At 35.2% G+C, this 11687-nt stretch carries 9 protein-coding genes and 1 pseudogene; 6 read left to right on the top strand and 4 right to left on the bottom strand.

Going from position 1 to position 11687, the window contains the following annotated elements:
- Window positions 1–4: 4 nt before the first annotated feature.
- From BG05_RS31670 to BG05_RS19965, 3 genes and pseudogenes are all read left to right on the top strand, one after another.
- Window positions 5–130 (top strand): annotated as a pseudogene (locus BG05_RS31670) (MFS transporter); the annotation flags it as partial.
- A gap of 193 nt (window positions 131–323) precedes the next feature.
- Window positions 324–1190 carry an ABC transporter permease subunit gene (locus BG05_RS19970; RefSeq protein WP_003189123.1) on the top strand — a complete coding sequence of 289 codons (867 nt, stop codon included), beginning with the start codon at window positions 324–326 and terminating at the stop codon, window positions 1188–1190.
- 1 nt (window position 1191) lies between these two features.
- Complete coding sequence (locus BG05_RS19965) at window positions 1192–2193, top strand: ABC transporter permease (RefSeq protein WP_003189125.1); 1002 nt, start codon at window positions 1192–1194, stop codon at window positions 2191–2193.
- 45 nt (window positions 2194–2238) lie between these two features.
- Here BG05_RS19965 and BG05_RS19960 read toward each other — a convergent pair whose 3' ends face one another.
- Window positions 2239–3939, bottom strand: a complete 1701-nt coding sequence (locus tag BG05_RS19960) for a pyruvate oxidase (RefSeq protein ID WP_002168427.1) — start codon at window positions 3937–3939, stop codon at window positions 2239–2241.
- Window positions 3940–4020: 81 nt separating this feature from the next.
- Window positions 4021–4758 (bottom strand): ZIP family metal transporter, encoded by a 738-nt coding sequence (locus BG05_RS19955; RefSeq protein ID WP_002168426.1) that lies wholly within the window; start codon window positions 4756–4758, stop codon window positions 4021–4023.
- 191 nt (window positions 4759–4949) lie between these two features.
- On the opposite strand from BG05_RS19955, the gene BG05_RS19950 reads away from it, so the two are divergent.
- A complete protein-coding gene (locus BG05_RS19950) occupies window positions 4950–5408 on the top strand; it encodes a DUF7003 family protein (RefSeq protein ID WP_372362670.1) in 459 nt (152 codons plus the stop codon).
- Window positions 5409–5574: 166 nt separating this feature from the next.
- On the opposite strand, the gene BG05_RS19945 is transcribed toward BG05_RS19950, so the two are convergent.
- On the bottom strand, window positions 5575–8076 hold the full coding sequence (locus BG05_RS19945; protein WP_033730094.1) for a heavy metal translocating P-type ATPase: 2502 nt from the start codon (window positions 8074–8076) through the stop codon (window positions 5575–5577).
- Window position 8077: 1 nt separating this feature from the next.
- Complete coding sequence (locus tag BG05_RS19940) at window positions 8078–8425, bottom strand: ArsR/SmtB family transcription factor (protein WP_002109853.1); 348 nt, start codon at window positions 8423–8425, stop codon at window positions 8078–8080.
- A 525-nt stretch (window positions 8426–8950) separates the two neighbouring features.
- Here BG05_RS19940 and BG05_RS19935 point away from each other — a divergent pair.
- On the top strand, window positions 8951–10264 hold the full coding sequence (locus tag BG05_RS19935; RefSeq protein ID WP_033733952.1) for a hemolysin family protein: 1314 nt from the start codon (window positions 8951–8953) through the stop codon (window positions 10262–10264).
- 383 nt (window positions 10265–10647) lie between these two features.
- On the top strand, window positions 10648–11514 hold the full coding sequence (locus BG05_RS19930) for an MBL fold metallo-hydrolase (protein WP_033733954.1): 867 nt from the start codon (window positions 10648–10650) through the stop codon (window positions 11512–11514).
- Window positions 11515–11687 lie beyond the last annotated feature (173 nt).

Here is an 11687-nt window from a genome sequence, read left to right as displayed (position 1 = left end):
GAGTATGAAAGAAATGCTACAGTTATTTTGAAAGAAAGTGTATGCACGCTTTTTTCTAGCAAATATTTTAGAGCGACTCGGTTCTATGATTGCCGGAATTTCTTTAATGTTTTACTTGTCAGATCAATACGATGTAGCAACAGGTATTAATCCAAATGGTAAATAGTTTGTATGCTCTATTTGGTTTATTATTATTTGTTACGTGCCTTTATCAAGCTATATTACCTAGTGGGCAAAAGAGAGTGCAGGGTATAGCTGAAGAGATGTAATATGTCTAACTTTTTATTTCTAAATATTCTATTAAATTGTAAGGGGTAATAGTTATGTTGATTCGAATTGGTAAGTGGTGTGGAATTACATGTTTACAATTATTTTCGGCACTTATTTGTATCCTGTTTTTAGGGGCACTACCGCGTTTATTTAAGGGATTACAAATTGATTTAATCGGTTTTTGGAACACAGTTGTGTTTCTTGGAGAGAAGTTACTTCAACCAGGTGAAATTACGTATGGATTTCGGAATTCAAGAAAGTTATTTCCACAAATATGGATTCATTATGTAGAGACAATGTTTGTATTTATTTCGGCATTTATACTATCTTTACTCATTGCGTATCTTATCGTTGTATGGGTATTGCAGCGCTCTCAATCAAAGCAACGTATGTGGAATGGGATTTTCGTCGCACTTGAAAGTATCCCGGACATTTTATTAATTTTATTATCTCAACTTTTAGTAGTAATAATCTTTCAAAAGACAGGTTTTATGCCAGTGAAATTTGCAGGACTTGGAGAGGAAAGGGCTCGCCTATTACCAATAATATGCCTTTCTATACCTACAACTTTATTATTTATTAAGCTACTATTATTACGTTTCAGAGAAGAATTAGAGAAAGATTATAGTATATTTGCTAAGAGTAAAGGGCTAAGTTTAAGACATATTTTGATGCACCATATTTCAAGAAATGTCTTGTTAACAACAGTCTATTACGCAAAAACGAATATTTTATTTATGTTATCAAACTTATATATTATTGAATGGCTGTTTAATACGTACGGTATGTTCGTTTTCGTGAAAGAAAATTCGAAATTAGAAATATTTACAGTGAGTTTAGTTTTATTATACGTACCGCTTTTTATACTATTTCGTTTATTACATACGCTTTTACAAAATGTTATAAAGGAGCGTGTGTAACATGTGGCAAGTTGTAAAAAGAGATGTGAGATTTTGGCTAGGTGTTACTTTTTTGAGTGTACTAATGATTGTTAGTATTGGAAATACGCTGTTTTTCGATGGGAATATTCGTGAACTAACGATGATGTATAACGAAAAAGGAGAATTAGAGGCTGCTCCGTTTTCACCGTCGAGTAAATTTTGGTTCGGAACTGATGAGAAAGGCCGTGACCTGTTCCAGTTAATAATAGAAGGAGCGAAATGGACAGTTGGTGCAAGTATCGTTATCGCAGTTTTACGTGTAGTAATTGGAGGAGCTATTGGTTTATTACTTGGTATGTACAGTAAACGCTCATTTCCAGTTATCTCATCTTTTTTTGATCCGTTTAGTATTGTACCAATGATTATGATTTCCTATTTTACGTTAAATGCAGTTTTAACGTTTGAAAGTGGAGAGGCTGCTGCTCCGTTTCATTTACGGGTTGCGTTTCAAATTATAGTTCTTGCGTGCCTTGCTGTACCAACTGTTATGTTGTATGTAGCGCAAGAAGTAAAACGTATTAAGAATGAAGAATTTATGTTGGCGGCCACTGTGCTCGGCGGGAGTAAGTGGCAGAGGTTGAAACGCCATGTATGGCCGCATATGCTACCATCATTTCTTTTATTAGTAGCCCAGCAATTTGTAAGTACTTTATTACTCCTCTTGCATCTTGGTTTGTTAGAATTATTTTTTGGCGGAACAATAATTTTTGGTACAGAAGCAGATAGTGTAACAAAAGAATGGACTGGCCTAATTGGTCAAAACTTCCGTCATTTAACCACACATACATGGATTGTACTTATACCAATTGCTTTTTATAGCATGACAATTTTAGCGGGAAATCTAGTTAGTAATAGTATGCAAGATGCGATTAAGCTAGGGAATGTTAGAAGAGCGAATCGGAAGAAGGAAGAAGTGAAAGTAGAGAAACAAATACAGCCTACCATGAATGATTTTTCATTTCATAGTGAGGTGCAAAAATAAAAAAAGATAGCTGAAGACAAATTGTTTTCAGCTATCTTTTTTTATTTAAAGTGGTGGTAAATCAATCTTACCTTCTTCAAATAATTCTTTTATCATATGTTTCGTATAACCGGCTGCTTGACCAAATGTGATTTTTGCTGGCATTGGTGCTTCATTTACATCTACAACTACATCAATAATGCATGGTTTACTTTGTTTTACTGCATTTTCAAAGGCGGGAAGTAAGTCATCTAACTGTTCTACACGGTATCCAATACCACCGCACGCCTCAGCATATTTTGCGAAATCAGGATTCGTTAAGTCTGTACCAAATTCAATATTTCCCATAACTTCTTGTTCAAATTTAATCATAGCAATTTTATTATTGTTTAATACAACGACAACGATTGGCAGTTTATATTTAACAGCTGTTACGAAGTCATTCATTGTCATTCCGAATCCGCCGTCACCACAAACTGCAAACACTTGTTTATCCGGGAAAGCAATTTGTCCAGCGAGTGCACCAGGTAAACCGCAGCCAAGTGTTGCAAGCCAACTAGAAATGATAAATTGCTGGTTTGTCATGCGGAAGTGCCTTGCTGTCCATACTGTTACATTTCCAACATCGACCGAAAGAATTGCGTCATCTTCTGCTACTTGTTGCAGAGCGTGCATAACTCGCTGTGGTTTAATTGGAGTCGAAGAATCTTCTTCTTGATTGTGTAATTTTTCTTCCCACTTTTTCATCATTTCTTGATGATGCTCTAAGAAGGAATGGTCCTCGTGTTTTTCTACATTTTCAATTAACCATTTTAATGTTTTATCAGCATCACCAGCTAAGCCGATATCTGTCGTATAACGTTTCCCAATTTGTGCGGGGTCTGTATCAATATGAAGTGTTTTTGCTTTTTCGGGTAAGAAACCAGTGAACGGATAAGAAGTACCAACCATAATTAAAGTATCTGCATGCTTCATTGCTTCATAAGAAGGTTTCGTCCCGATTAATCCTAATCCACCGATACAAAGAGGGTGTTCATCAGGAACAATCCCTTTAGCTGGTAATGTAAGTACGATTGGAGCACCGATATGTTCTGCAAATGCAAGTAAAGACTCTCTCGCATGTTTAGCTCCTTTCCCGGCTAAAATAACAGGTTTTTTCGCTTCATTAAGTGCGAGTTTCGCTACAGCTAAATCTTCTTCTTGTGGAAATATTTCTGGTAATGTAAAGGAAGAGTTTGTAATGCGCGCACCATTTTTCACTTCAAATTTTGGAACATCATCTGGAATTGTAAGAACAGAGACACCTTTTTTTGTATATGCCATTCGAATCGCTTGATTCACTACAGCAGGTAACTGTTCAGCTGACATTATTCGTTGGTTATAAACCGCAACGTCATCAAACATTCTTTCTAAGTTTACTTCTTGGAAAAAATCCGTTCCGAGTAAATCGCTTTCTACTTGTCCTGAAATTGCTAGTACAGGAGCTTGATCGAGTTTTGCATCGTATAAACCATTTAATAAATGAATCGCTCCAGGTCCTGCAATAGCCATACAAACACCAAGTTTTCCTGTTAATTTCGCATAGGCTGCCGCTGCTAACGCACCAGCTTCTTCATGGCGAACTTGAATAAATTTAATTTTATCTTGTTTTTTTCTTAAAGCTTCAATAATAGAATTAATGGAATCTCCAGGCATACCATATATGTGTTCTACACCCCAGTCAATTAAAAGATCCACTAATGCTTCACCGGCTGTTTTTCCAAACATAATCGTTCCTCCTTATAATAGGTAGATAACATTATGTTTTGGAGAAAAAGGAAAAATATACAAATAATAAATTTTTTCGCTTTAATGATGACCAGCGAATAAAGTAAACACTGTTATTAGTAAAAAACCACTAGTTGCCCACATGAGAAATGTAAGGAAAGAGAGCTGTTTCTTTGCTTTCCAAAGCATTTCGTGAATTGTGACATAGCCAAGAGAACCAATTGCGCTTCCCATAATAAGTCCTTGTAAATGGAGAGCTTTCCCGTCCATCAAAATGCCAAAAACAGTACCGGTCCCTAGGATGAGAGAAAGTAATAAAGTTGTTAATAAAAATGAAATATATTTATGTTTTGTAAAAAGAAATGGAATAATTAAAGCTAATCCTTCTGGAATATGGTGAATGACAATCGCAAGTAAGAAAGGAATGGCAGAGTCATTATGATTTATAAACGCTGTACCTAACGCAAACCCACTCGGCATATTATGAATGAATATAGCAAAAGAAAGAAAAAGGAAGGTTTGCCATGCTTGTTGATCTTTCTTATGTATAATCGGATGATGACAATAGTTATCTAATAAGCTCATAACTAAAATACCGATAGCTATACCGAGCATAGGCCCAATTATTTCATAGCTTGAAAATGTTTCAGGAATAATTTCAAGTGATAAAAGCCCAAGCAAAATCCCACCACATAATGCGTATAAGCGATGCATCTTTTCTTCAATTAGTTGGCGTGTTGCTACTCCAACAGCACCTCCTAATAGTAACCCGCCGAACGAAAAAAACGTAACGATTATTGGAATCCATAAACGTTCCATATTATCACACTCCGATTCTATACCCTTGTTTTTAGCTTACTAACAGGCGAGGCAGATTAGTCCAAATGATAGTGTTTGATTATGGAGAAAAATCTATCAATTCGTTATAATCTATATATCGAATTTAACAGAAGATGTGAAATGGGGAATAAGATTGCAAACAAAAAGGATTCTTTTCATGTTTCAATGAAATCTTAACGCTGGTAAATGAAGAGTATTGGTACGATGATGAAGATTGTTTCCTTGTAGATCCTTTTCATATGGAGCTACTTTTGAAAGGAGAACATATTACTTTAACACCAATGGTAGAAGAGTATAAGCGTTTAGGAATTGAAACAGATTCATTTCATCCTACCAAACTTATTCGTTTTTTAACTTCTATATATAAGGAGAAATTCTGGATACAGCCCTCGGACATATTAGATGAAATCAATGCAGAATTTAAACCAAATCTATTTTATCAAACAGAAGAATGGGAACATCCTAATATTAGTGATGATCAAAAACCGAGTGAGAGCATATTCTTTCAAATTTTAGCTAAAGCGATTGAATTAAATAATGTGAATTTGATAACTGTAGGGAAAGTAAATAATGATTGGACCAATTGGACATGGAGTGATTTTGAAAAACAAGAAGAGGATGACCTTTAAATCAGAAGATGAGGAAAAGATAGAGTGTGTTGGCATAGGTTCATAGTAACTCAGCTGTTCTCGCAGTAACGCTTATTTTTGTAAACGCCCACTAAATGATAACATTTCTACATCCTAATTCAATTTGTATATAAGATAAGGAGCTACTCAGTAGCTTCTTATCTTATTATTTGTTCCGTAATAAACGCATACTGTTAAGGATTACAATAAGTGCAGCGCCTGTATCACTTAGGACAGCCATCCAAAGAGTGAGCCAACCTGGGAAGATAAAGGCAAGGGCGATAAATTTAATAATCAATGAGAACCAAATATTTTGTTTTATGATGTGCAATGCTTTCCGACTTAGTTTCATTGTATAAGGAAGTTTTTCAAGATTATCTGCCATTAATACAATATCTGCCGTTTCCATTGCGGTATCAGTTCCTGCACCGCCCATTGCAATCCCTAGGTTTGCAGTAGCGAGGGCAGGGGCATCATTTATGCCGTCCCCAATCATAGCCACTGTTTTTCCTTCAGATTGAAGTTGTTTGACAGAATGAACTTTATCTTCTGGAAGTAAGTTAGCAAAATAACGATCTATTTTTGCTTTCTGTGCAATATGTTCAGCTGTTCCTTCATTGTCTCCTGTTAACATAATAGTTTCCTGAATACCTGATCGTTTTAATTCTTGAATTGTTCCATAAGTAGTAGAACGAATGGAATCTGCTACTGAAATCATACCTAAAATGACTTTGTTCGTTCCGACAAGTATCACGGTTTGACCAATTCTTTGCATTTCCTGAATTGGTTCGTTCCACATTTGAAGCGAAACTCCAAAATCTTCATATAATACTTTATTTCCAGCGTAGTATGTTTCGCCATCTATCGTGACTTGCGCACCTTTTCCTACAATGGCGCGCAAGTCGGTTCCACTTTGAATAGAAGTTTGGTGTTCTTTCGCATATGCCGTAATGGCTTTTGCAATGGGATGATTAGAGTATTCTTCAATTGTTGCTGCGATGGATAATAACTCATCTTCAGTACAATCTACGCTTCGTACATGCATTACTTTTGGTTTTCCTTCAGTCAATGTTCCTGTTTTATCAAACGCAATAGCATTTAAAGAACCTGCAATTTCTAAAGCTGTACCACCTTTAATGAGTACACCGTTTCTTGCTGCATTTCCAATTGCAGATACAATAGCAACAGGAGTTGAGATAACTAAAGCGCAAGGACACGCAACAACAAGAAGTTCTAAACCTTTATAAATCCATTCCATCCATTCGCCCATACCAAGAAGGGGTGGGATAATCATGACACCAATTGCTAATACAAAAACGATAGGTGTATAGATTTTTGCGAAACGATCTACAAATGCTTCTGTCGGTGCTTTATTTTCCTGTGCTTCCTCTACAAGATGAATAATTCGAGATAATGTAGTATCCTCAACAAGTTTAGTTACTGTAATCTCAATCGAACCTTCTTCATTGATTGTTCCTGCATATACGGAATCGCCAATTTGTTTATCGATTGGGATAGATTCACCAGTTATTGGCGCTTGGTTTACAGTAGAAGTACCTCCTATAACTGTGCCGTCTAATGGGATTTTTTCACCTGGCTTTACAACAATCGTTGTATTCACTGCAATATCATCAACAGATTTTTTTATAAGTTCAGTTCCAATTTTTACCCAAGCTTCTGATGGGGCTAAATCAATTAATCCACGAATAGATTCTCTTGTGCGTTCAATAGATTTATTTTGTAGCGTTGCCCCTAATGCAAATAGCCAAACAACTGTTGCGCCTTCTAGCCATTGACCAATTAATGCGGCACCAATAGCGGCTGATATCATGAGAACGTTCATATCGAGTGATTTACTTCTAATTGCATAAAAGGCACTTTTAGCAGGTTTATAACCACTAATACCAATGCTCACCGCATAGAGAAATGTAATAAGAAGAGGGGATATGTTTGTAAAGTTTCCTCCAAATCCTAAAGCTAAAAATAATCCTGAGAGAATCAAAGTTGTATTTTTTGATTTTGAAACAGGTGTTGATCCTCTACGAGCTCCAGCTAAAGTGGCTTCAAAGCCTGCGTTAGATACTTCTTTTATAATGTCATCCACATTTCGGTCATGACGAATATGCATTTTTCCAGTAGCGAAGTTTACTCGAACTTCCTCTACGCCAGAAACGTTGTGTAGATGCTTTTCGATTGTTAAAGCGCATGCACCGCAATCCATACCTTCTACAAGATAAGTTTGTACGCCATCTCCTGATATTTTCTGAGTATTAAGAAGAGGTGATGGATCTTCACATGAGCTATCACTACAGCAAGAAGATTTTGATGTCATTGACTCTTTTTGTAGGGCTAATTCAGCTGAACAACAAGTTTCAGTTTTAATAGAATTGTTGTTACTACTACAGCAAGAGGTTTCCTTAGTAATAGGGATAATTGGAATCTCTGTTTTAGAAGAGCAACATGACGATGTTTCTTTTGTAGTTTTTTCTTTTTCAGTTTTGGTTTCACCATTACAACAAGAAGTGTTTTTAACAATTGGCACAATAGGAATCTCTTTTTTGGAAGAGCAACAAGATGCAGTTTCCGTTGCTAATTCTTCTTTTGTGGATGCTATGGAAGAATTTTTACAGCAATTTGTTTGTTTTTCGCTCTCCTTTTTATCTGTCATATCAGTTCTCTCCTTTTTGAGATAAACAACCATCGTTTTTATCACATGATGCTACTTCATTTTGCACCTCATGAAAGACAACATCGAACATTGTAAGTAACTGTTCAATTTGTGTACTGCGTAAAGAATAGTAGACATACTTTCCTTCTTGTCTACCTAGGATGATGCCGCATCCTTTTAAACAGTTTAGGTGTTGTGAGATATTTGACTGATTTCCTTTAGTGATTTCTACAATTTCGGATACCGTTTTTTCACCATCTAACATACATTGAAGAATCTGAAGTCTAGTTTTATCAGCAAAGCCTCGAATAAATTTGGCTTTTATATCTAAGTCATTTGAGTTACACAATCGTATCCTCTCCATTCGTATTAGTAATAACTAATATGTTTATTCTTTATTCATATTAGCATTGGCTAATATGTGTGTCAAAATGTTTTCGAAAAGTCTGATAAAAATTACTGAGCTTTGTTTTTTGCTGTGAGAAGGAATGTAAATAATGAATAAAAAATAATATAGTTAGTGGAAGCGAAGGGTATGTTATAGTGTTTGGTGCACGCATTAAGAAATTTTAGGAAACAGGGGAGAGAAGTTCTTTGTTTAATTTTCAGGGTATTTCAAATGTAAACATTGACTGGGATTTATTTCTCATGCTAACATATAGATAATTTAATCAAGGCGGTGGAAATATATTGGACTCAGATGTTGACTCGGATAGGTGGCTAAATGACCTCGATTTTCTCAGAGTACCCCTCATCATTTTGAGAATGTAGATTGTATACAATCTCATGTTAATGTGTATGAAATTGTAGGTATGGAAAGAGAAAATATATCAGGAGGTGAATCCTTTAGTTTCAAGGAAGCTAAGGGAATTAGTTGGACATATTTAATTTAATCATGGTAGCGGTTTTAATCGCATGTACTGCATTTTTCGTGGCAATTGAGTTTGCTATTGTAAAAGTAAGAGGATCAAAGATTGATCAATTTGTATTAGAAGGAAAGAAGGGTGCGCTGGCAGCTAAGAAAGTGACATCAAACTTGGATGAATATTTGTCAGCTTGTCAATTAGGGATTACAGTTACAGCAATGGGCCTCGGGGCACTAGGTGAACCAACGATTGAGAGACTTTTACATCCTTTATTTGGTAAGTGGAACATTAATCCTTCTATTGCAGGTGTATTATCTTTAGGAATTGCTTTTACTATAATGACGTACTTACATGTTGTAGTTGGTGAGTTAGCACCAAAAACATTTGCGATTCAAAAGGCTGAGAAGGTTACTTTATTACTTTCGGCTCCGCTTATCTGGTTCTACAAAATCATGTATCCGTTTATTCGCTTGTTAAATGGCTCTGCAAGGATGATAACAGGAATGTTCGGCTTAAAACCTGCATCAGAGCATGATGTAGCACATACAGAAGAAGAATTACGATTGATTCTTTCTGAAAGTTATGAACGTGGAGAAATTAATCAAGCTGAATACAAATATGTAAATAATATTTTTGAATTTGACAATCGTATTGCGAAAGAAATCATGGTCCCTCGTACAGAAATTATAGGGCTACATGTAGATAATTCTTTAGCAGACCATATGAAAATAATCCGTGATGAAAAGTACACACGTTACCCAGTATTTGGGGAAGATAAAGATGAAATCATTGGTATGGTGAATGTGAAAGATTTCTTTATCCGTTATATGAATAAGGAAGCAAAAGAATTCAGTTCTATTCAATCGTATACGCGTCCAGTAATTGAAGTAATTGAGACCATACCAATACATAATCTTTTACTACAAATGCAAAAGAAACGTATTCCGTTGGCTGTGTTATATGATGAATACGGCGGTACGGCTGGTATTGTAACCATTGAGGATATTCTGGAAGAGATTGTAGGAGAAATCCGTGATGAATACGATGAAGATGAGCGTCCTCCCATCCAACAAATGAAGGAAGGTCATGTTGTCGTAGAAGGTAAAGTATTAATTAGTGAATTAAATGATTTACTAGGATTACATATGAATGATAGTGATGTTGACACGATTGGTGGTTGGATTCTGATGCAGAATTATGATATCCAGGAAGGGCAAACAGTGAATAGCGAAGGATATGCATTTAAAATTCTTTCTAAAGACCCTCACCAAATCAAACGTGTTGAAATACAAAAAGAAATGTTGGAAGCAGCAACTGTATAGTTGCTGCTTTTTATTCAGCTGATACATGGTAGCCATCCTCATTAAATTCATTGATTGATCAACTCTTTACCTGTTAACACATTACCGAAATAGGGAATGATTGTTTCCTTTGCATTCCAGGTTCAACACCCCTTCGATATTGTAAAATGTATCTCATTTATACAAATTGTAATATAATTTAAATGTAAATTCGTAGCGTAAAATAGATTAAAAGTAACAAATGTTGAGAAAGGATTCCCTTGTTAAAATTAGTATTTGTATTTCACTAGATAATAAAAAATGTAGAATGATTTCATTTCTGACATTGTTATTTACTAGTAATCAAAATAAAGGAAATTCTCGGCTGGAAATTTTTATACAGTCATAAAATGGAGGCAATAGTTATGCAGCAAATTAAAAAAATAGGAAACGCATTTTGGTATATGACACCTGTTTCCGAGACTGATAGACCTATCTTAGGAATGGTAGTTGGAAAAGAAAAGACTTTGATGATAGATGCAGGTAATTCAGAAGCACATACACAATTGTTTTTAGAAATGCTAAAAGAGCAAAATATCTCAAATCCTGATTTTGTAGCATTAACGCATTGGCACTGGGATCATATTTTTGGATTGCCTGTATTACAAAATGCATTGTCTATCGCACATTTTGAAACAAAAAAAGAGATGAACACACTTGTTTCTTATGAGTGGTCGGATGAGGCATTGGACGCACGAGTGAAAGAGGGTACAGAAATTGAATTTTGTGCGGACTGTATAAAAAAAGAGTTCAGTGAAAAACCAAGAAATATTCAAATTCTTCCGCCGTCCTTAACCTTTCAGAAACAACTTGAATTAGACCTTGGTGATGTGACATGTGTGTTAGAGCATGTGGGCGGAGACCATTCACATGACTCTGTTGTCATTTATATTAAAGAAGAAAAGATTTTGTTTTTAGGAGACTGTATATATGCAGATATCTTTTCTGCAAAGCGGAACTATACAACGAAACGAACGTTTAAACTGATACAAGAATTAGAGGGATTTGATGCTGAGACATATATTCTTTCCCATGGGACAGCTATAAATCGGGATGAGTTTTTACAAGAAATTCATTTGCTAAAAACAGTAGGAACTTATACGGAAACTCATAAAGGCGATGAAGAGAAGATAAAGGCATCGTATAAACGAGACATAGATAGAGAATTAAATGAAGATGAATTAGAAACAATAACGTTTTTTGTAAATGGTTATGAAATGAATAATCTGTAAAATACAACTCTAATCAAATTAACGCTTATTTTGATCAAATATAATATAATTGCACAAAAAGAGTATTGAAAGTTAATTCAATACTCCTTTTAATAAGTAAATATTAAGTCGCAACCAATTTGAATTTTTTTTGCAGGCTCATCATCTGAAGTTATACGACTTTATTTATTTTT

The organism is Bacillus mycoides, assembly GCF_000832605.1.
Lineage (GTDB): Bacteria > Bacillota > Bacilli > Bacillales > Bacillaceae_G > Bacillus_A > Bacillus_A mycoides.
Note: the sequence above shows the minus strand (reverse complement) of the source record. Positions and strands in the feature narration are given on the sequence as shown.

Excerpts from the sequence above, each read along its gene's own strand:
- BG05_RS19960 (WP_002168427.1), bottom strand. The coding sequence starts at position 3,939 with ATGTTTGGAAAAACAGCCGGTGAAGCATTAGTGGATCTTTTAATTGAC.
- BG05_RS19930 (WP_033733954.1), top strand. The coding sequence starts at position 10,648 with ATGCAGCAAATTAAAAAAATAGGAAACGCATTTTGGTATATGACACCT.
- BG05_RS19955 (WP_002168426.1), bottom strand. The coding sequence starts at position 4,758 with ATGGAACGTTTATGGATTCCAATAATCGTTACGTTTTTTTCGTTCGGC.
- BG05_RS19965 (WP_003189125.1), top strand. The coding sequence starts at position 1,192 with ATGTGGCAAGTTGTAAAAAGAGATGTGAGATTTTGGCTAGGTGTTACT.
- BG05_RS19945 (WP_033730094.1), bottom strand. The coding sequence starts at position 8,076 with ATGACAGATAAAAAGGAGAGCGAAAAACAAACAAATTGCTGTAAAAAT.
- BG05_RS19970 (WP_003189123.1), top strand. The coding sequence starts at position 324 with ATGTTGATTCGAATTGGTAAGTGGTGTGGAATTACATGTTTACAATTA.